Annotated in this window: 21 protein-coding genes and 1 pseudogene; 8 read left to right on the top strand and 14 right to left on the bottom strand. The window is 40.0% G+C overall.

From position 1 onward, the window contains the following. Positions 1–65: 65 nt before the first annotated feature. A complete protein-coding gene (gene dnaE, locus NSQ23_RS03600) occupies positions 66–3287 on the bottom strand; it encodes a DNA polymerase III subunit alpha (protein WP_339172988.1) in 3222 nt (1073 codons plus the stop codon). Between the two features lie 113 nt (positions 3288–3400). On the opposite strand from dnaE, the gene NSQ23_RS03595 reads away from it, so the two are divergent. Continuing rightward, positions 3401–3739 (top strand): YtrH family sporulation protein, encoded by a 339-nt coding sequence (locus NSQ23_RS03595; protein ID WP_004889062.1) that lies wholly within the window; start codon positions 3401–3403, stop codon positions 3737–3739. After that, positions 3736–4236, top strand: coding sequence for a sporulation membrane protein YtrI (gene ytrI, locus NSQ23_RS03590; RefSeq protein ID WP_004889061.1), 501 nt, complete (start codon positions 3736–3738; stop codon positions 4234–4236). Before NSQ23_RS03595 ends, ytrI begins: the two co-directional genes overlap by 4 nt. Positions 4237–4244: 8 nt before the next feature. Here the strand turns inward: ytrI and NSQ23_RS03585 are convergent, their stop codons facing one another. Continuing rightward, on the bottom strand, positions 4245–5192 hold the full coding sequence (locus NSQ23_RS03585) for a bifunctional oligoribonuclease/PAP phosphatase NrnA (protein WP_339172982.1): 948 nt from the start codon (positions 5190–5192) through the stop codon (positions 4245–4247). 99 nt (positions 5193–5291) lie between these two features. Between NSQ23_RS03585 and NSQ23_RS03580 the strand changes: the two genes are divergently transcribed. Further along, a complete protein-coding gene (locus tag NSQ23_RS03580) occupies positions 5292–5591 on the top strand; it encodes a YtpI family protein (protein ID WP_006320844.1) in 300 nt (99 codons plus the stop codon). 15 nt (positions 5592–5606) lie between these two features. Here NSQ23_RS03580 and NSQ23_RS03575 read toward each other — a convergent pair whose 3' ends face one another. Next, on the bottom strand, positions 5607–6917 hold the full coding sequence (locus tag NSQ23_RS03575; protein WP_339172980.1) for a CBS domain-containing protein: 1311 nt from the start codon (positions 6915–6917) through the stop codon (positions 5607–5609). Between the two features lie 74 nt (positions 6918–6991). Then, positions 6992–7669: a metal-dependent hydrolase gene (locus tag NSQ23_RS03570; RefSeq protein WP_339172977.1), complete on the bottom strand. Its 678-nt coding sequence runs from the start codon at positions 7667–7669 to the stop codon at positions 6992–6994. 108 nt (positions 7670–7777) lie between these two features. Between NSQ23_RS03570 and NSQ23_RS03565 the strand changes: the two genes are divergently transcribed. Further along, the gene (locus NSQ23_RS03565) at positions 7778–8869 is read left to right on the top strand and encodes a Xaa-Pro peptidase family protein (RefSeq protein WP_339172975.1); all 1092 of its coding nucleotides are present in this window, start codon (positions 7778–7780) and stop codon (positions 8867–8869) included. A gap of 17 nt (positions 8870–8886) precedes the next feature. Here the strand turns inward: NSQ23_RS03565 and NSQ23_RS03560 are convergent, their stop codons facing one another. Both NSQ23_RS03560 and NSQ23_RS03555 read right to left on the bottom strand, forming a co-directional pair. After that, positions 8887–9654, bottom strand: a complete 768-nt coding sequence (locus NSQ23_RS03560; protein WP_231110094.1) for an SDR family oxidoreductase — start codon at positions 9652–9654, stop codon at positions 8887–8889. Between the two features lie 86 nt (positions 9655–9740). Further along, on the bottom strand, positions 9741–9869 hold the full coding sequence (locus tag NSQ23_RS03555; protein ID WP_255573176.1) for a hypothetical protein: 129 nt from the start codon (positions 9867–9869) through the stop codon (positions 9741–9743). Positions 9870–9975: 106 nt separating this feature from the next. On the opposite strand from NSQ23_RS03555, the gene NSQ23_RS03550 reads away from it, so the two are divergent. Further along, positions 9976–10428: a universal stress protein gene (locus NSQ23_RS03550; RefSeq protein ID WP_339172971.1), complete on the top strand. Its 453-nt coding sequence runs from the start codon at positions 9976–9978 to the stop codon at positions 10426–10428. Between the two features lie 12 nt (positions 10429–10440). Here the strand turns inward: NSQ23_RS03550 and argH are convergent, their stop codons facing one another. Both argH and NSQ23_RS03540 read right to left on the bottom strand, forming a co-directional pair. Next, complete coding sequence (gene argH / locus NSQ23_RS03545; protein ID WP_339172968.1) at positions 10441–11817, bottom strand: argininosuccinate lyase; 1377 nt, start codon at positions 11815–11817, stop codon at positions 10441–10443. After that, positions 11814–13022, bottom strand: coding sequence for an argininosuccinate synthase (locus tag NSQ23_RS03540; RefSeq protein WP_339172965.1), 1209 nt, complete (start codon positions 13020–13022; stop codon positions 11814–11816). Before NSQ23_RS03540 ends, argH begins: the two co-directional genes overlap by 4 nt. Positions 13023–13168: 146 nt before the next feature. Between NSQ23_RS03540 and NSQ23_RS03535 the strand changes: the two genes are divergently transcribed. Next, positions 13169–13483 (top strand): hypothetical protein, encoded by a 315-nt coding sequence (locus NSQ23_RS03535; RefSeq protein ID WP_004889049.1) that lies wholly within the window; start codon positions 13169–13171, stop codon positions 13481–13483. Between the two features lie 26 nt (positions 13484–13509). Here NSQ23_RS03535 and NSQ23_RS03530 read toward each other — a convergent pair whose 3' ends face one another. The 5 genes from NSQ23_RS03530 to NSQ23_RS03510 form a co-directional block, all read right to left on the bottom strand. Next, positions 13510–14703, bottom strand: a complete 1194-nt coding sequence (locus tag NSQ23_RS03530) for an acetate kinase (RefSeq protein WP_192951024.1) — start codon at positions 14701–14703, stop codon at positions 13510–13512. 157 nt (positions 14704–14860) lie between these two features. After that, the gene (locus tag NSQ23_RS03525; RefSeq protein ID WP_339172962.1) at positions 14861–15835 is read right to left on the bottom strand and encodes a class I SAM-dependent methyltransferase; all 975 of its coding nucleotides are present in this window, start codon (positions 15833–15835) and stop codon (positions 14861–14863) included. An 85-nt stretch (positions 15836–15920) separates the two neighbouring features. Then, positions 15921–16427: a thiol peroxidase gene (gene tpx / locus NSQ23_RS03520; protein WP_339172960.1), complete on the bottom strand. Its 507-nt coding sequence runs from the start codon at positions 16425–16427 to the stop codon at positions 15921–15923. Positions 16428–16504: 77 nt separating this feature from the next. Next, complete coding sequence (gene ytfJ, locus NSQ23_RS03515) at positions 16505–16933, bottom strand: GerW family sporulation protein (RefSeq protein WP_003398006.1); 429 nt, start codon at positions 16931–16933, stop codon at positions 16505–16507. Positions 16934–16971: 38 nt separating this feature from the next. Beyond that, positions 16972–17583, bottom strand: coding sequence for a DUF2953 domain-containing protein (locus NSQ23_RS03510; protein ID WP_339172958.1), 612 nt, complete (start codon positions 17581–17583; stop codon positions 16972–16974). 125 nt (positions 17584–17708) lie between these two features. Between NSQ23_RS03510 and NSQ23_RS03505 the strand changes: the two genes are divergently transcribed. Both NSQ23_RS03505 and NSQ23_RS03500 read left to right on the top strand, forming a co-directional pair. After that, entirely contained in the window at positions 17709–18512 is an 804-nt protein-coding gene (locus NSQ23_RS03505; RefSeq protein WP_339172956.1) for an NAD kinase, read from the top strand. A gap of 162 nt (positions 18513–18674) precedes the next feature. Beyond that, positions 18675–19808: pseudogene (locus NSQ23_RS03500) on the top strand (IS256 family transposase); the annotation flags it as partial. Positions 19809–20163: 355 nt separating this feature from the next. Here the strand turns inward: NSQ23_RS03500 and NSQ23_RS03495 are convergent. Continuing rightward, positions 20164–21684 carry an L-lactate permease gene (locus tag NSQ23_RS03495; RefSeq protein ID WP_268852786.1) on the bottom strand — a complete coding sequence of 507 codons (1521 nt, stop codon included), beginning with the start codon at positions 21682–21684 and terminating at the stop codon, positions 20164–20166. Positions 21685–21948: the final 264 nt, after the last annotated feature.

Genomic DNA, 21948 nt, shown 5'->3' with positions numbered 1-21948 from the left:
AGTCACTGGTCTGACCACTTAACTTCTATAAAAATATAATAAAAATGAGAAATAGTAAAGCATTTTTATTTCACAACGACATTCCCATCGCCAAGCAATGCTGTCAATTGCCGAATGCTCTCATCGTTTAGGGATACTGCGTACTCATGGGAGAGCTGCACTTTTTTTCGTTCCGTTTCATAATACAAAATGACAGGTGCATGTCCATGATGAGCGGTTAGCACATCCTTCAACTGCTTTAACACAACTGGCGATGCATGCTGTTCATCAATTTTGATATACACACATACTGGTTTTCTCACTTGTTGTACAATGAGATGCCACCCACTCGATCGCTGTTCTATTTTCCCTTCCATATACAGTATGCTTCCTTGTTGCAATAAATCATGAAACCGCCGATAACTCGTCGGAAATACGACCGCTTGCCATTCATCGCTGTCATCACAAATTGTAAGAAACGCCATTTCTTCCCCTTTTTTCGTCCGTTTTCTCGTCACCTCCTCAACATATACAATTACTTTTCCATGATTCACATTTTCTTTCGTCCATTCATACATGCGCTTTGCTCCCCACATCGAATAAAAATGTGAGAATGATTCAACAGGATGAGGGGACACGTATACGTTCAGCCATTGTTTTTCATATTTTAGTTGATCGATAAGCGATAACGGCTCAGCTTGAACGTATTTTGGTTGTACATGAAGAGAGAAATTCATCAACTCCGCATGCTCAAACGCCACATCGATGCTTGCATAAAGGGTAGCACGCTCGATACGAAATTCATCAAAGCAACCAGAAAAAATGAACGCTTCAACCATTTTTCTTTGTGAAGGTTCGAGTCGTAGTCGGGAAACAAAATCAAAAAAATCGGAAAATGGACGTTTTTGACGCTCTCGAATCACTTCTTTGACAAAAGCAACGCTCACTTGCTTAATCGCTAACAATCCAAAGCGAATACCGTTATCATCAACAGTAAAGTGCCCTTCGCTCCGTGCAACGGAAGGAGGGAGTAGCCGTATTTTTTTGCTCCGAAGTTCGTGTACACATTGCATCATTTTTTCTTTTTGCCCACTTACGTTTGTTAGTACAGCAGCATAAAAATCAAGCGGATAATGTGCTTTAATATACGCAAGCATATATGCGATGTAGCTATATGCTACCGCGTGGCTACGGTTAAACCCATATCCAGCAAAACGAACGATAAGCTCATACAATTCGTTTGCGAGATGCGCATCATACCCATTTTGTATGCATCCCTCAATGAAGTGTTTTTTCTCTTTTTCCATTTGTCCAACGTCTTTTTTACTTATTGCTCGACGTAATAAATCTGCCTGAGCTAATGAAAATTTCGCCATTTGTTCAGCGATTTTCATAATTTGTTCTTGGTACACGATGACGCCATATGTCGATTGCAAAATCGATTGCAAATCATCATGCATGTAACGGATCGGTTCACGGCCATGTTTACGAGCAATATATGTTGGAATTTGTTCCATCGGTCCCGGACGAAATAAGGCGTTTACTGCAACAATATCTTCAAACGTTGTCGGTTGTAATTCGCGCAATACCCGCTTCATCCCTTCTGACTCAAGCTGAAACACACCAAATGTATCTCCTCGGCTTAAAAGTGCATACGTTTTTTGATCATCAATTGACATGTTTTCAAAACTCAAACGATGACCTGTACGTTGTTCAATGCTTTGAATCATTTGTTCGATCATTGTTAAATTTTTAAGCGCAAGTAAATCGAATTTCAGTAGTCCTAGTCGTTCAAGCGCATCCATTGCATATTGTGTCACATATGTTGTCGTCTGCCCGCTTTGAAGAGGGATGATGTCCGTTAATGGACGGGGGCTGATCACAATACCGGCAGCATGAACGGACGTATGCTTCGGTAATCCTTCAATTCGTTGTGCAACGTAGTGCCATGGGCGCGTATGATCAAAGCTTCCGGTTGCTAGCGTTTGTTGGATTTCGCGTTCATCGACATCAAAAACACGACCAACTTCACGAACAGCAGAACGCATCCCGAAAGTTCCAAACGTCACAATTTGTGCAACGTGGTCGGATCCGTATTTTTGTTCAATGTAACGAATCACTTCTTCACGACGATCATCAGGAAAATCGATATCAATATCTGGGAGAGATAAACGTGCTGGATTTAAAAAACGCTCAAACAATAACCCATATTGCAAAGGGTCGACTTGGGTAATACCGAGTATGTAAGCGACGAGCGATCCAGCGGCTGATCCACGTCCCGGTCCCGTTAGTATGCCTCGTTCACGAGCAAAACGTACAAAATCAGCAACGATTAAAAAATAGTCACTAAAATTCATCTGTTGAATGATTTGCAGTTCATATTGCAATCGAGCGACATATGCTTGTGGTCGATCAGGAAACCGTTTCGTTAGTTGCTCCCAACACCACGTTTGCAAATATTCGTCAGCTGTTTTCCCCGAAGGAACAGGATAGCGCGGCATAAACCATTTTTTAGACTCAAACGTCACATGACATCGTTGCGCAATGCGTACCGTCTCCTCGACCGCTTCATAACCATTTGAAAATAACGCGGCCATTTCATAAGCGCTTTTTAAAAGATATTCATTTGTTGCTAAACGCGGACGTGTCGGGTCAGCCATTTTCTTTCCGTGTTTCATCGCAAGTAAACATTCAAGAGCAAGTGCATCCTCTTTATACATGTAGCGTACATCGTTTGTCGCCACGAGCGGAATGTCCCATCGTTTACTATGTTCAAAAAGTAGTGACAACAAATGCTCTTGTTCTTGTAAGCCATGTCGCTGCACGTTTATATAAAAATCGCCACGTTGAAACAGCTTCGCATACGTTTGAACGATCGCCTCAGCTTGCTCAATTTCGCCGTTCAATAAATGTTGCTCCACCCGACCGTATACCCCACATGTCATACCGATGAGTTCGCTCGTATGATGTGAGAAATCAAGTAAAGAAATGCCCTTTCCATCATTCATTTGAATAGCTGTAGCAATATGGACAAGTTGACGATACCCGTCGTTATTTTTTGCTAACAGCACGAGCTGATCAGTATGGCCATGTTCATCCATAATCGTTGCCATCATGCCGATAATTGGCTTAATTCCATGCGCTTGACACGCCTCATAAAAAGGCATAACGCCATAGAGGACGTTTTCATCTGTTAAAGCGATTGCTGGAAATTGAAGTTCACGTGCGCGCGTGACAAGTTCCTCTATTTTGACTGTGCTACTTAATAAGCTATAACCACTCCGCACTTGTAGATGGATAAACGACAATGTGTCTCCCACCTTTTCTATTTTTTTCTATTATATGCTCTATAAAAGCCGAAAAGCAAAACATACCTTGTTTATTTGTCCCATATACATAGTATACAGAAGGAGTGAGCGAGATGGAGATGAAAACGGCGTTTTTACCTGCTTTTATTCAAAGCTATTTCATTGCTTTAGGCGTGTTAGTTGGAGGGGCGCTCATCGGAGGATTCGGGGCTTTTTTGTCTGGTGAACCGCCGCTGACGATGATGTATCGCTTTGCGAGCAGTTTAAAAATTTGGGCGTTAATTGCAGCTATTGGTGGTACGTTTGATACGTTTTACAGCATGGAACGCGGATTTTTCCAAGGGGAAACGCGTGATGTCATTAAACAATTTTTACTTATTTTATCGGCAACTGGCGGGGCACAAACAGGTATGACATTCATTCGCTGGTTTACACAGGAGCATGGCGCATGAGAGTTCCACCGTACACACGCGATCCAGGCTGGCAACGCTTTTTCGCTGGAACGGCAATTGGTGCACTTATCAGTTGGATCGTTTTCTCACAAATCTTCGGCATTTTACAAGAAAAACAAGTGCGCCTGCTCAAAATGCAACAAGAAATTATTGCGCAATTAAAACATGATTTAAACATTTGGCAACAAGATTACATTCAGCTAAACAAAGAAAATAAAAAGCGACTAACAATCCAATCAATTGATGTAAAAGTGATCAATGCCAAATCTTATGGTATCGACACGTATACAACTTTTCGCATGGAAGAAGATATAAAAAAAGACATTCAACATATCACCGCAAAAGATATTGAAACGGTATATAAAAGCAGAGAGCTATTAAAAAAAGCAATTGAAAATAAAACGTACATCATCGATAATCGAACGTACCATCTCGATATCGAAACGATTTTATTTTTCACTAATATATCTATTGAACTAAAATTAAAGCAACAGTAGAAAGCGTTCTACTGTTGCTTGCATACTTCGTTTAAATCTGCCAATACGCGTTTAACTTCTTCCCACGAATAAATCGACGCACCTGCTGCTAGCGGATGACCTCCGCCACGGTATTTTTTCGCCACTTCATTGACAATCGGACCTCTTGAACGAAGACGAACACGAATTTGATCATCTTCCTCCACGAAAAATACCCACACCTTTATTCCTTCAATATTTCCAAGCACGCTCACAAGTTGTGAAGCCTCCGATGGCGTTGCGTCATACTGCTTCAACAACTCTTTTGTTAATACAATATGAGCCACTCCATATTCAGATAGCTCGAAATTTTGCAACACATATCCGCTTAAATGTGCGATCGATAATTTCGTTCGATAAAGTTGATCGTATAAATCGACAAACGAAAACCCGTATTCAACTAACTCGCTTGCGTATTTAAATGTTTTCGGATTTGTACTTGGGAAAAGAAAGCGTCCTGTATCACCGACAATGCCCGCGTAAATGAGCCGAGCAGCTTCTTTCGTTAAAATGAGACCATGTTCTTTTCCAATTAAGTATAACTCATAAATCATTTCGCTAACGGAGCTTGCATTTGTATCTACCCATAAGATGTCGCCGTACGGATCTTCATTTGGGTGGTGGTCGATTTTAATAATTTTTTTCCCTAGCTTATAGCGTTGATCACATACCCGTTCTTCGTTTGCTGTATCGCAAACAATGACAAGTGCATCGTTATACATTTCATCCGGAACAACATCCATCTTACGTAAAAATTCAAGCGACGGCTCATCTTTTCCAACCGTATATACTCTTTTTTCTGGAAACGACGCTTGAATAAGCTCCGCTAATCCTCCTTGTGAACCGTACGCGTCGGGATCAGGACGGACGTGACGGTGAATAATAATCGTATCAAATTGTCGAATATGATCAATAATTTCAAGAACTTTTTGTTCCATGGCGCTTCTCCCTTTTTTTCTCCATTAAAACATATTTTATTATGATTCGAAAAGATGTAAAATAATCACGCAACAATTTTTTCTTTTGGAGGACTGAATATGCCAATATTTGTTATACTTATCGTTTTTTCGCTTTCGTTTTATTTGTATTACAAAATAAAATATGTCCGCAGTAAAAAGCCGATGGAACGAAAATGGATTAGCGCAAAATCAAGCATGGCGCTCGGGTCGTTTGTATTTTTCTTTGCGATCAACCAATTTTTCATTCATCGGTCGACAGTATCTCTCATCGTTGGCATTGTGCTTCTTCTCGTCGGTGCAGGGAGCATATGGGCAGGATACCGAGCTCATCGCTATTATTTTCCGCTTGCTGTAAAAGAAGCGGAAGAAACGAAATAGGCTGCCGTACGCAGCCTATTGTCGTTCAAGCAATTGACACATCATTAATGCCTTTCCGACGAGCGTTCCTTCATTAAATACTTCAACATCAACCTTTCCGAATTTACGTCCAATTTCTAACAACTTCGGTTTAATATCGATGACGCTATCAATTTGTACAGGCTTAATAAAGTAAATGGTAATATTCTCTACAACAAGATCACCACGTTTATGGAGGCGTAGAGCTCGCGTAGCTGCCTCAGTTACAATCGTTGTAAACACTCCGTACGATAACGTTCCTAAATGGTTCGTCATTTGCGGAGTAATGTTACAGCGAAAAACGCCGTCAACTGTTTCAGTTAAAAATTGGGTCGTTACAATATCGTCAATCGTCTCGCCCACTTGCGGCTGACGTTGCACCATTTGCAACGCTTTCAATACGTCTTGGCGGCTAATAATTCCTTGGAGCCGACCATATTCATCGACTACCGGCAACACTTCGATGCCTTCCCACACCATCATATGTGAAGCGGAAGCGACTGACGTTTTCCCGCTTACCGTAATCGGATGTTTCGTCATTACTTTTTCAATAAGCACATCGCGCTCATACCCCATCACATCTTTCGCCGTCACAATTCCTTGCACTTTTAATTGTTGATCAATGACTGGAAAACGGCTATGAGTCGTTTCACGATTGAGCTCATACCACCTCTCAACTTGGTCGGTCACATACAAATATGCCGTTTTTTCAAATGGTGTTAAAATATCCTCAACGAGCACGATTTCTTTTTTAATCAACTGGTCATAAATGGCGCGATTAATCATCGTGGCAACCGTAAATGTATCGTAACTTGTCGAAATGATCGGCAACTGTCGCTCATCCGCTAATTTTTTCACGTGTTCTTCGGTATCAAAACCACCTGTAATTAACACACCCGCCCCAGCTTCAAGCGCTAATTCATGCGCTTTCGTTCGGTTCCCAACAATCAACAAATTCCCTGCACCTGTATAGCGCATCATCGCTTCGAGCTTCATTGCTCCGATCACAAATTTATTTAACGTTTTATGTAATCCTTCTTTCCCACCGAGCACTTGCCCATCCACGATATTAACGACTTCGGCATACGTTAACCTTTCAATATTTTCTTTCTTTTTTTGTTCAATTCGAATCGTTCCAACACGCTCAATCGTGCTTACATACCCTTTTGTTTCAGCGTCTTTAATGGCACGATAAGCCGTTCCTTCACTTACTCCCATTTCTTTTGCGATTTGGCGAACGGATATTTTTTCTCCGATCGGTAAACTCTCAATATATTGCAAAATTTGTTCGTGCTTCGTAATCGTCAAGTTGCCCCACCCTTTTTCGACAGTTTATTACTTTTTATTATAAGGGTGTGCCTGACTGCATTCAATGAACGTTTTCATAGTTCTATGCTTTCGCCAACATGCAATACGCGGCCAACACCTTCGATCATCGCCACAAACCGTTGCGGATCTTGTTGAATGACAGGGAATGTATTGTAATGAATTGGAACAACCATTTTCGCCTTTAACCATTTTGCTGCGATCGCCGCATCCTCCGGTCCCATCGTAAAGTTATCCCCAATTGGTAAAAACGCCACATCAATATCATTCATTTCACCAATAAGTTTCATATCAGAAAATAACGCTGTATCCCCGGCATGATAAATCGTCTTTCCTTCCGCGCTAAACAAAATACCGCTTGGCATTCCTGTATAAACAATCGTTTCGTTTTCTTCTACATAGCTTGAGCCATGAAACGCTTGCGTCAATTTTACTTTCCCAAAATCAAAAGAAAACGATCCACCGATGTGCATTGGGTGAACGCGAACACCTTTCCAGCTCAAATACGTAGCTAATTCATACGGAGCAATGACGAGGGCATCGTTCTTTTTCGCTAATGAGACCGTATCACCGACATGATCATTATGGCCATGTGTTAATAAAATGACATCAACATGAACATCCTCTGCTTTTAAGTCAGTTAGCGGGTTTCCTGTAATAAAAGGATCAATGAAAATTGTTTTGCCGTTCGTTTCAATTTTTACAACAGAATGTCCGTGATAAGTGACTTTCATATTTCGTGCTCCTTTCTTTGTTTTTAACATGATTTTGTTTCTTCGTTTTTGCACTATTTCCTTCTTTTTTTGTTCATGATAAGCTGAAAAAGAAAGGATGTGAACAGGATGGAACGAATAAGTAAACTCCAACAAAAATTGAAAGAAACAAACGCGTCATGGGCGTTCATTACATCGACAGCAAACGTTTTTTATTTTAGCAACTTTTACAGCAATCCACATGAACGATTGTTAGCTATTGTCATTTTTCCAGATGAAGAACCGTTTCTTATTTGTCCCGAAATGGATGCAAATCAAGCAAAACAGTCAGGGTGGGCGTATAGAATTGTTAGTTATGACGACGTTCACGATCCGTGGCATATGTTAAGCAACGAGTTAAGTAAACGAAATGTACAAAATGAGCGTATCGGTATCGAAAAAAATCATTTAACAGTCAATCGCCTCGAACGACTTCAAACATGTTTTTTACATGCCTCATTTGTCGATTTGACCGATACGCTTCATGAGTTACGAATGATCAAAGATGAAAAAGAGCTACAAACACTTCGTCAAGCGGCGGAATTAGCTGATTTTGCTGTCGATATCGGTGTTCATTCCATAAAAGAAGGAAGAACAGAATTAGAAATCATTGCTACAATTGAGTACGAGTTAAAGAAAAAAGGAGTGCGCACGATGGCATTTGATACGATGGTCCTCGTTGGAACAAATAGCGCACATCCTCACGGTGTCCCAGGAATGAATCGCATTCAATCGGGGGATTTTGTTTTGTTTGACCTTGGTATCGTGCTTGATGGATATTGTTCCGACATTACGCGCACAGTCGTATTCGGGCAACCAACAGAAGAACAAAAACGCATATACAGCACCGTCTTACAAGCACAGCAAGCTGCGATTCATGCATGTCAAATTGGTGCATCCATCGGAAGCATTGACAAGGCAGCTCGTTCACGAATTGAACAAGAAGGTTACGGGGCGTACTTCCCACATCGAATTGGTCATGGCCTCGGCATCGATGTTCATGAATACCCTTCGATGAACGAATCAAACACGGCCCCTCTTCAAGCAGGAATGGTATTTACAATTGAGCCCGGTATTTACGTCCCATCAGTCGGTGGCGTACGCATTGAAGACGATGTATATATGACTGAAAAAGGACCTCTTCTTTTAACAACATATCCAAAAGAACTACAAATTGTATAGGCTGTCACAATGGCAGCCTATTTTCGATAACGATGAATGACATCAAGACCACCTGTCACTTCAATGACTGCTCCTGTAATCATATCAGAACAATCATCACATAAAAACTCCACAACACGAGCAATATCCTCTCCCGTCCCTGAACGGCCAATCGGCGTTATATCGTCTTTCATCTGGCGAGCATATGCAATTGTTGCTTCTTTCATTTCTCCAACAATATTCCCCGGACATACCATATTCGCTGTAATGCCATACTCCGCTTCTTCAAGTGCAATCGTTTTTGTTAATGAAACAAGCCCAACTTTTGCCGCGCTAAATGCTGAACGGTACATCCATCCTGGTGCGTGATCTGCTCCTTGAAAACCGTATGTCACAATGCGCCCAAAACGTTGATTTCGCATAATTGGTACAACCCGCTTAAATAAATGAAACATCGCACTTAAATTCCCTTCAATCATTTCATACCATTCGTCATCCGTATAATCGGCTAACTTTTTTCGCTCAAATATGTAAGGACCCGCATTATGAATTAAATAATCGATGCGTCCGAATTTGACAACTGCTTCATCAACAATGCGAATTAAATCTTCTTTCTTCGTCACATCGCCTTGGACAAAATGAAGACGCTCATGACAGCCACGATACATTTCTTTTAACGCTTCAACAGCCTTTATGTCGCTTCGGTAATGGACGGTAACAGCATATCCTTTGTTTAAAAATCGTTCCGTTACTTTTTTTCCGAGCCCTTTCGCCCCTGCCGTTACAATCGCATGCCTCACATTCATCCCTCCATCCATGCTTTGCTATGTTTATCGTACTACAAACAGGCGGAGGAACACACTTATTATGCTTGTTAGAAACAAAAGAGGCATCATCGCCTCTTTTGTTCATCGTCCTGTTCAATGACGCCGCTAATGTATGCGTCTGTAATTTGTTCAGTCACTTGCGCGATCCCTTCTTCATCATAATAAAGTTGTTCTTTTTGTTCCTTCTCACGCATCGTTCTACCCCTTTCGTCATAAATTTTTCGACAATACGTAGTGTTTGTTTTACAAAAAATGATATACTTGAATTGTAAGGAAAATTTTTTATTGGGGGGAGTATATATGTACAAGTATAAAAAAATTTTAGTGGCAGTTGACGGCTCAAAAGAAGCGGAATGGGCGTTTAAAAAAGCAATTGAAATTGCCAAACGAAACGATGCTTCACTCGTTCTTTCACACATTATCGACGTTCGTTCGTTCGCAACGATCGAAGCATACGATCGTACAGTTGCCGAGCGAGCAGAAAAGTTTGCGAAAGAATTATTGCAATCGTATGAAAAACAAGCTGTTGATGCAGGCGTCAAAGAAGTCGTCATAGATATTGAGTACGGTTCCCCAAAAGTAAAAATTTCGAAAGAAGTCGCTCCAAAATATGAAGTTGATTTAATCGTTTGTGGTGCAACAGGAATGAGTGCTGTAGAACGTTTTTTCATCGGAAGCGTTTCCGAACATATTACACGGTATGCGAAATGCGACGTGCTTGTCGTACGCACACCTGAACAAACAGAGGCATAAAAGCGTTTGCTTTTATGCCTCTAACATTTGTTTTACTTTTTCAATTGCTTTTTTCACTTCTGTAAATCCTGTGCCCCCCGCGCTCGTGCGGCGATTCACTGCATTGTACGGATCAAGCGCTTCATAAATATCTTCTTCAAATAAAGGCGAAGCTTGGCGATATACATCAAGCGGCAAATCCATTAAAAATATTCCTCGCTCTAAACATGTAAGCACAAGCTTCCCAACGATTTCGTGCGCCTCGCGAAACGGCACGCCCTTTTTTGCTAAATAGTCTGCTAGTTCTGTCGCATTTGAAAAATCTTGTTTCGTCGCTTTTTCCATCATATCTACACGAACGGTCATCGTTTCAATCATACCCGCAAAAATTTTTAAGCTACCGATCACCGTCTGAACAGTATCAAACATTCCTTCTTTATCTTCTTGCATATCTTTATTGTAAGCAAGCGGCAACCCTTTCATAACGGTCAACAACGCGATAAGGTGACCATACACCCGCCCCGTTTTTCCACGAATGAGTTCAGCCATATCTGGATTTTTCTTTTGCGGCATAATACTGCTTCCTGTCGCAAATGTATCATCTATTTCAATAAACTGAAACTCTTGGCTTGACCAAAGAATAAGTTCTTCACAAAAACGGGATAAATGCATCATCAACATAGAACTATGACTTAAAAATTCAATAATAAAGTCCCGGTCGCTCACCGCATCTAAGCTATTTTCATAGATGCTGTCAAAACTAAGAAGCTTGGCGGTCAAGTGGCGATCAATCGGGAACGTCGTCCCTGCGAGCGCTCCAGCACCGAGGGGTGATTTGTTAATGCGCTTTAACGACTCTGTAAACCGTTCGCGATCCCGTTCAAACATCCATACGTACGCCATGAGATGATGGGCAAACGAAATCGGCTGCGCCCGTTGCAAGTGCGTGTAGCCTGGAATAAGCGTCTCCACATGTCGCTCTGCTTTTTCAACAAGCACACGTTGCAATTGCCGAATCAGTTCGATAATCTCGATAACCCGTTTTCGCAAATATAAATGCATATCTGTCGCGACTTGGTCGTTTCGACTTCTTCCAGTATGAAGCTTTCCTCCAACTGGACCAATTTCATCAATTAACATTTTTTCAATGTTTAAATGGATATCTTCATAGGCAACAGAAAAGGAAAGTTCTCCGTTTTTCGCTTTCTCTAATAACTTTGTTAATCCTTTTTTAATCGTCTCGACATCTTCTTTCGGTAAAATACCGCACTCGCCGAGCATCGTCACATGGGCGATGCTTCCTTCGATATCTTCTTCAACGAGCTGTTGATCAAAATGGATCGATGCTCCGAAGTCATCGACCCATTGTGCAGCTGTTTTTGTAAATCGTCCACCCCATAACTTTTTCACACGTTCACCTTCTTTTGGCTATTGACGATGCTATATACTTTCGTAGGCAAGCCAAATAAAGAAATAAATCCGACCGCTGCTTGATGATCGAATTCATCTTCTGCTGTATACGTCGCTAATTTTTCATCATATAACGAAAACGGAGATTTCCGACCTTCTACAATCGCATGACCCTTAAATAATTTCACGCGTACAACGCCTGTAACATTTTTTTGTGTTTCCTTTAAAAATGCAACGAGCGCATCTTTTAATGGTGAAAACCAAAGGCCGTTGTAAATGACTTCCGCTATTTTTTGTTCAATGATCGGCTTGAAGTGAGCGACTTCTTTCACAAGTGTTAAATCTTCTAACTCTTTATGTGCTTTTATGAGCGTTATCGCTCCTGGGCATTCATATACTTCGCGCGATTTAATGCCCACAAGTCGATTTTCCACATGGTCGATGCGGCCAACGCCATGCTTTCCAGCTAACGCATTAAGCTCAAGAATAAGCGCTGCAAGCGGGTACGCCTTTCCATTAATCGTTTTTGGTACTCCTTGCTCGAAACCAATTTCGATAATATCCGGTTCATTCGGTGTATGTTCAAGTGAAGCTGTCAATTCATACGCCTCTTCTGGCGGCGCTGCCCATGGATCTTCTAAAATGCCGCACTCGTTACTTCTTCCCCATAAGTTTTGATCGATCGAGAACGGGCTATCTAAGTCAATCGGAATCGGAATGTGATGTTGTTTCGCATATTCAATTTCTTCTTCACGCGACCATTTCCATTCACGAACAGGTGCAATCACTTTTAAATTCGGATTTAATGCTTGAATCGATACTTCAAAGCGCACTTGGTCATTTCCTTTTCCGGTACAACCGTGCGCAACAGCAACAGCACCTTCTAGTTCAGCAATTTCAACAAGCTTTTTTGAAATTAACGGACGGGACAACGCAGAGACAAGTGGGTATTTTCCTTCATATAGCGCATGGGCTTGTAAAGCAATTAACGCATATTCATTCGCAAACTCTTCTTTTGCGTCAATCATGTATGACTTGACAGCACCAACTTTTAGCGCTTTTTCTTTTACAAATTCTAAGTCTTTTCCTTCACCCACATCTAAGCAACAAGCAACAACATCATATCCTTGTTCTTGTAGCCATTTAATCGCTACCGATGTATCTAAACCTCCAGAATAAGCGAGCACTACTTTTGGATTTGCCATGATCGTTCCTCCTTAAAGAATAAAAATACTAGCAATTTAATATTTATTCATTTTGCATATTAATAATGTAACAGCTATTTTTCTTTTTTTCAATAACTATTTTGATTAAAATAAAAATTAATAAGCAAAAAGGATGGGGGAATAATATGAGTACACATTTTATATATGATGAACGCCTTGGCATTCGCCTGCCACATTTAGAGAAGGAATGGGACATGTACACAAAAGAAGAACAAGCAGAAATTTTATTGGAATGGGAGACGATTCGTGGCAAAATTCCTGATCGAATTATCGAGCTAGAGCAACAAATTAATGAAAAACAAAGGCAACTCGGAGAAGAAAATGATTTTGCTCTCTCATGTATGCTCAATTCAGAAATCGCCTCGCTCGCTTCAATGATTAACGATTTATGGATTTGGTATCGAATGAATCAAACCGTTACAAATCGCATACATCAATAAAAAAGGTGCCCATACGGACACCTTTTTTACGCTAAATTCGCCAATCTCATCACATCACGGGCGATCATAACCTCTTCATTTGTCGGGATGACTAATACTTTTACTGGAGAATGCGGATAGTTAATAAACGCTTCTTTGCCGCGCACTTTATTTAATGCTGGATCCCAGTAGACACCCATAAATTCAAGACCACGCAACACTTTCGCGCGTACGACATCGCTGTTTTCACCAATGCCTGCTGTGAAAATAATGGCATCAACCCCGCACATGCGCGCTGCGTATGAGCCGATGTATTTATGAATGCGCCCAGCAAACACTTCGAGCGCCAACTCTGCACGTCGATCGCCTTTTGAAGCCGCTTCTTCAATATCGCGTAAATCGCTCGAAAAACCAGTTAAGCCGAGCATTCCGCTCTTTTTATTTAAAATATCAATGACTTCCTCGGCTGTTTTCCCTGTTTTTTGCATAATGTACGGGATTAGCGCTGGGTCGATGTTTCCTGAGCGCGTCCCCATCGCTACACCTGCAAGCGGTGTAAAGCCCATCGACGTATCGATCGATTTCCCGCCCTCTACCGCTGCAATACTTGCTCCATTTCCTAAATGACAAGAAATGAGACGAAGTTGCTCAATTGGGCGGCCTAACAATTCAGCTGCTCGCTGTGTCACATATTTATGTGATGTGCCATGGAAGCCATATTTACGAATGCCGAACTTTTCGTAATACTCATATGGCAAGCTATATAAAAACGACTGTTCTGGCATCGTCTGATGGAATGCTGTATCAAATACTGCAACCGCTGGTACGTTCGGTAACACTTCACGAAACGCTTTGATGCCGACAACGTTTGCTGGGTTGTGCAATGGCGCTAAATCAGATAAGTCTTCAATTTCTTTTAGCGTCTCATCTGTAATTAAAACGGAGTCGCTAAATTTCTCTCCACCATGTACAACGCGGTGACCAATTCCTTCGATTTCGTCAAACGATTGAATAATACCAAGTTCAATTAATTTATCAAGCAACATTTTTACAGCAACCGCATGATCCGGAATTGGCGTTACTTCTTTTATTTTTTCACCATTGACTGTAATATTAAAAATCGCATCTTCAAAACCAATTCGCTCAACAACACCTTTTGTTAATACTTCCTCGCTCGGCATGTTGAACAATTGAAATTTTAACGAAGAACTTCCTGCATTGATCGCAATGACTTTTGGCATTTGATTAAACAGCTCCTTTAACATCGTTCACAATTATTGTATGCAAATATGCGAATTTCATCGGTACGTCTCTCATTTTACGGGTCGTTCGTCGCTCTTTTCAAGTATACAAATTGGACGAAAACGTTTTCTTCACATATTTGTTATATTCTGAAGGTTATGAACAATTTTCTTTCAGCCATTGTTCGAATTTTAGCACCATGGCTTGCATCGCCTGCTTATTCGAAAAGCTAGGGAGCTGTGCAAGCAATGCTTGTTTCGGTGCTTTTGCATGCGCGCCTTTTTTTTGCAAAATAAAAATACTTTTCGCTGCCTTTTCATTTTTAAACATCGAAAGTGGAAGCTGCAATAAGCCTTGAATAAACGTTTCTTCTTTGATGAGCGCATGCAACTCTTTCGATTCATCTGACGTAAACAGCGTATTTGGAATTAAGAAAAATAAATACCCACCTTCTTTCGTATAACGAATACTTTGTTCAATGAACAAATAGTGAGCGTATGAATGGCCACTTTTCGCATGTAAACGAAATGACTTGGCATTTTCATCATCTGGATAATATCCGATCGGCAAATCGCACACGACTACATCAACCGGCTCAATAAACAACGGCTTTAAGCTGTCTTGATGAAATAATTGAATTTCATGTTGTTGTAAATTTGCATTCACATAAGCGAGTTTCAATAGTAAATCGTCTGCATCCGCTCCGTAACTTCTTGCTTTTTTATTCGTCAGTTGATTTAATACAGCCGTCATTAAATTTCCTGTTCCAATGGCAGGATCGAGAAGCGATAACGAAAAATACGTTTTTGTAAATTCATCAACTAAATAACCGATAAATACTGATACTGCATCTGGTGTCATTTGATGGTGTGGCTGTACGTACTCCTTCATTCCTTTCAACATCGCTAATTGCAACGCTTTACGGATGTGTTCATTTTTCCATTCATGCAAATGAACAGATGCATACGTCTTTTGTAACCGTTTCTTTAACAACTCGCTCACTTCTTCTTGCAGTACATCCCCGTGAAATAAATTCTCTCCAGTTTCAGCAACTGCTTCTAAATATGAACAATTTAATTCTTCTTGTAACCATGTCGCCGTTTCATCAATGACTGTAAATAGCTTTTCCAATACACTTCACTCCTTTCTGTTCGACATTTTATTTTAGAAAATATAAACGAAAAAGGCTATCCCTTTTTGAGATAGCCTCAAACAATTATTGTTGAGCCGCTTGTTTTGCCGCTTCAATGGCCGCTTCGTAGTTCGGATGATTCGTCGCTTCCGATACATACTCGACATATGTCACACGATCATTGCGATCTACAACAAATACAGCGCGAGCAAGTAAACGCAATTCTTGCATAAGCACACCATATGCTTGACCAAACGATACGTCACGATGATCAGACAGTGTGACAACGTTTTCTAACCCGTTTGCAGCGCACCAACGTTTTTGCGCAAATGGTAAATCAACGCTAATCGTTAATACTTTCACTCCTTCAATGCTTCCTGCTTCTTCATTGAAACGACGTGTTTGTGCATCACAAACTCCTGTATCGATCGACGGCACAACACTAATTAACCGAACAAATCCTTTTGTATCGTCTAATGTCACCGGTGATAAATCGTTGGCAAGTACGGTGAAATTCGGTGCTACATCACCGACTTTTACCTCATTACCGATCAACGTGACTGGATTCCCTTTAAATGTAACCTTCGCCATAGTCAGCCTCCTCTTTATATAAGATACAGGCTCATCATAACGTAATTAGATGAAAAATTCAATTATTTCGATTGATACTAAATATCAAAGTCTGGCGCTCCGTTATGTTGTTGCTTCGGCTTTTCTTTTTTCTCAAACATATGCTGGATCTTTTCAATCGCTTGTGGAGCTAAGTCTAAAATTTTCTCGTATAAGTGCGTGCTTTCGTCCACATGCAACAATTTCACACCGGAACTGTTAACAATTAAAAAAGCAATCGGTGTGATCGATACTCCGCCACCACTTCCTCCACCGAACGGATGTGCTTCTTTTTGTTGTTCGTTTCCATTGTTTAATATAAACTCACTACCGCCTGCAGCGAAGCCAAATCCGACTTTTGAAACAGTTAAAATGACACTTCCATCAGGTGTTTCGACAGGATCACCAATAATTGTATTGACATCGATCATTTCTTTTAAATTTTCCATCGCCGTCGTCATTAATCCTTCAATTGGATGTCCATTCATTTTCATTCCTCCTAACAACTGTCCACATCATTTGTGGCTCACATGTCTTTTTTCCAATGTTTAACGACCTTCAGTCCTGCTAATATAGCGTAACCAATTCGAAATCGGATCATACATGTAAATGACGTACGCGATACAGCTCCTTGGAAAAAAGGAACGATAGAAATGGAAGGAGTGATACAAACGTTCATATATTTACTTATCATTGCCACCACATAATATTTTACCGACCATCCGACCCCGACAAACACGGCGGTTTTTGCCGCGTCACCGACACCTATTTGTGTGTGCCATTGAAACTGTAAAACCGACACATGTTGCAAAAACTTTTTCATGATCGTATGTAAATGAACGATTTGGTTTAGCCATTGTTTCAATTGCGCTAGAAGTTCGCGAGCGTCGGTGACAGTAAACGTTGTTTTTTCGTCTTTTCCTGTCGTTGTTTTTTGCTCTGTCACTACTCCAGCTTCCTTTTTCGATATTTCAATGGGCGGAACAACAAATCGGTAATGAAATATGCGAAGGATACGAACATCAATGGTGAATTGATCATTATCTTGTGCATGTTGAAATCGAATCGTCATGTATACATGTAAAAAAGGAATGGACGTTAAGAAGGCAACAAAGATGATGGCAATAATAAAAATCATCGGTTTTTCACTTCCTTCCCGATGACATTTTCGACAAAAACGAGCAAAATTAAACGAATAAATTCGCAATGAATGGAAAATAAATGATAAAATAAACGTGAGGACATTTTAACGGAGGGAAAACAATGACTGAACGCCGTAATCGCATGTACTTTTTTCATAAACATGATGAAGAAACGACAAAGCAAGTCCAACCACTTATTGAACTCGCCAAACAGTATGGATTTCAAGTCATGGACGATGCGAAGCATGCAAACATTATTGTAAGCGTAGGTGGCGATGGGACATTTTTACAAGCAGTCAGAAAAACAGGCTTCCGTGACGACTGCTTATATGCCGGTATTTCAACGTCGGGTTCATTAAGTATGTATTGCGATTTTCATATTCACGATACAGAAAAAATGATTGAAGCAATGACAACAGAACAAATTGAGGTGCGTAAATATCCAACGATTTATGTCACAGTCAACGACTCGACATCATTTTATTGTTTGAATGAATGTTCGATTCGTTCAAGCATTATTAAAACGTTTGTGATGGACGTATTTATTGACAACTTGCATTTCGAAACATTCCGTGGAGATGGAATGATCATTGCTACACCTACAGGAAGTACCGCCTACAGTAAATCGGTTAATGGGGCAGTCGTCGATCCGATGCTCCCTTGCTTTCAAGTAAGCGAATTAGCGTCGTTGAACAATAACCGTTATCGCACCCTCGGCTCATCATTTATTTTAAGCGGAAATCGCAAATTAACACTAAAAGTTGTACAAGATGGCAACGATTATCCGATTATCGGGATGGATAATGAAGCGTTAAGTATTCAACATATCGAAAAAATTGATATTGCATTAAGTGGAAAAGTCATAAAAACGGTCAAATTAAAAGATAATTCATTTTGGGAAAAAGTAAAACGAACATTTTTGTAAAAAGAGGCATTTCGCCTCTTTTTACCATTTCCTTTGATCAACGAGGCAGCGATTCGATGATGTATAAAATTTTGTGTAAAGCATTTTGCTAGACCAAAAGAAAAAAGGTAGGGTATTCTCTGATTGGACGAAAAACATTCCAGAGAAAGGAGAACCCTACCTATGTCTAAAAGTATATCGAATATCGACTGGGCAAATCAACTGGAAAATGCCATTCGTCAGTTTGTAAAAGAAAAATTAGAACTGATTATGCGGGAAGAAATCAAACATTTCCTCGAAATCGAACAGGCTGGAACGCCGAATATGAGAAACGGCTACTATCAGCGAAATCTAGATACGCAATATGGCCGGATTGAGGGTCTTTTGGTCCCAAGAGATCGAAATGGGGAATTTCAAACACAGTTGTTTGCCCCTTATCGAAGCCACACCGGCTGGCTGGAGGAAGCCATCATCAGGATGTATCAAAGTGGCATGAGTACGCGTGAAATTGGCAAGTTTATTGAACGAATTTTAGGCAATGCCTATTCTCCTGCAACGATCAGCCGTATTACCGATGTCGTAAAGGAAGACATCGAGAAATGGCGCACTCGTCCACTACACAAGCGTTATTCCGTCTTATATTTGGATGGTTTATACGTAAAACTTCGTCGCGAAACCGTGGAGAAAGAAGTCATTTATGTGGTGTTAGGAGTAAATGAAGAAGGATATCGCGAAATTCTTGATTTTTTCGTGGGAGGACAAGAAAGCGCCTATGTATGGCAGGAAATTCTTCAAAACCTCTACCAAAGAGGCGTCAAGGAAGTGCTTCTTGGCGTCTTCGATGGCCTTCCGGGGCTGGAGGAAGCTTTTCGCTCGGTTTATCCGAAAGCCGATGTGCAGCGCTGTGTCGTGCACAAAGTCCGCAACACCCTCAGCCGTGTTCGGAAAAAAGACCAATTCGAAGTGGCCGAGGATCTCAAGCTGATTTATCGCGCGCCGAATAAGGAGATGGCGTTACAAATGTTTCAACAGTTTGAGTCGAAATGGTCCAGCAAATATCCAAGAGAAGTTCAATCTTGGGCCAATGAGTTGGATGTCCTCCTTACATTTATGGATGATCCAAGCAGTATTCGAAGTGTGATTTATACGACCAATGCCATCGAACGAACGATCAAGGAAATTCGGAAACGTCTAAAACCGATGAACAGTTTGAGCAGTTTAGAAGCTGCGGAAAAAGTCGTGTATTTAACCATTCAAGATTTTAATGAGAAATGGGCAGGGCGAAAGTTGCGAGGATTTGCCGAAGCGCATGAAGCACAGGAGACTGAATATTCAGTCTCCTGTGTGGAGAAAATCAGTCCCCTATCAATTCAAATCCATTTCAGAGAAACCCTACCCCATTTACATTACACAAAATTCTTGACGGTACCAGTCCATATAATTGTGTAAAAAGGGAAATAGAAAAAGAGCCATGTTGCTTCCCCTTTGGTAGAATAAACAGTGAACACAAAACACCAAACATAAGGAGGAATGCAACAACGGCACAATATCATGAGAGGGGGCATTTCTTTCTTATAACTAGTCATATAATATACATTGAGTTTATTGTAATCCCCCTGCTTAGTCCCCTGTCCTTCATGTCAACTTAGACTTAACTAAGATTTCTAAACAATCATGTAAAAAAATTCAAACATAATATAAAAATAATAATAATCAACATAGCCGTTAGAGATATTGGAAGAATACCTCGTACCAATTGTCCCTCATTTCCTGAATTTTTTGTAATGGAAGCAACTAATGCAACCCTAGATGGTGAAGCCATAGTCATATTAGATGCTGAAACATTTTGGGATGTAGCATACAACAGTTCTGAACTATGTAATTTATTTGCCATTGTGCTTTGAAAATGTGAGAACATTGCATTAGAAGCACTGTTGCTACCACTCATAAATCCACCGATTGCACCGATTATAGGAGATGCAATAATAAACCAAGAACCCAATAAAGCGGCCACATTTGTCGCGATAAAATCTGTCATTCCAGATTGTTGCATTACACTGGACATAGCAACAAATCCGATTGTTGCCATACTTGCTGGATATACTTGTTGTATCGTTCTAATAATGCAGGATTTGATCTGAAACATTTTTAAGCGGTATATCCCAATGGTCACAATAGAAGCTAAAAACAATGCAAATCCCGGGCTATACAAGAGTTCTAAATGAAAATTATATTTTGGTAATCTAACCACCATTACATTAGTAAGGATTAATTTCAAAGACGAATAAAAATGTGATATAAAGATATAAGTCGTTAAAATAAGGTAAGGTATAATAGCTTTTAGAAAATCCCTTTTATTTGTTAGAAGAGTTGATTTTGATACCGCAACTTCTTTAGCAAATTTTTTGTAAATTAACTCTTTTAATTTCCAATAAGTTATCAAACATAAAGAGGATGTAAGTCCTGCTAATACACCAGCTAATTCCGTTGAAACATAAGCGCTTATCAACCATGTAGTTAATGATAACGTTGTTGAAACAATTAATATCTCTAAAAAGTAATTTTTTATAGCTCTCTTCCCTCCACTAATGATAACTACCATTACTGTATAAAAAAAATAAAGAGGAATACTTACTAAGGCGCTATACTTTCCCAGTTCATTGAGGGGGACACTCGATAATTCAGCGTTGATTACTGTTCCAATAGCAAGCGCCCCCCATGGAACAGCAGACTGCGTCAATAAAGACAAGAGAGCCGCCTTTCTTGGTTGAAAGCCTAACGAAAGATATAGGGGGGCGGCTATAACAATTCCGATACCAAAACCACTAGTTGCTTCAAGAAAAGGACCTAATGCTGAGGAAATTAGTAACCCTTGTTCTACCGGTGAGCTACAAAAAAAAGATAATCTGTTAGAAATAATGTTAATAGCCTGGCTTTCACTTAATACGTTATATAAAAGTAACCCAAATATCAAAACATAAATAACAGTAATTGATATCAATAAACCTTGGATAGAGGAATGTAATAAATCTTTTAATGATGTTTCAAAATGGAAAGGCAACAGTGATACGATAACCGACAACAAATATGAATATATTGCTGTGTACATTCCTGAAATTTTTAACCAAATCAAACAAACTAGAGCTAATAAAATTGGTGATACAGACAGTATAAAGTTAAAAAAAAGTTGCATTGTATCTTATCACCCCTATGTATTGTTATTGATAACAATAGTCTTTAAAGTTTTGTTGTGTTAACATTGGAGAATTAATAAATATCACTTTTTCCATAGTTTAAATTCCACTATAGCGGATATGTTTCCATATTATTACTAATTATCATGAAAGTCAAGACAAAAATTCCACTATAGTGTAATATAGTTATGTATCAAATTGATTTTCCGCCATATAATGAAACTTTCCATTCGATCTTTTGCTTAACTTAAACATTTATATTA

Origin of the sequence: Anoxybacillus sp. FSL W8-1294 (assembly GCF_037965005.1) — a bacterium.
GTDB lineage: Bacteria > Bacillota > Bacilli > Bacillales > Anoxybacillaceae > Anoxybacillus > Anoxybacillus flavithermus_G.
This window is presented reverse-complemented; position numbering and strand designations above follow the sequence as displayed.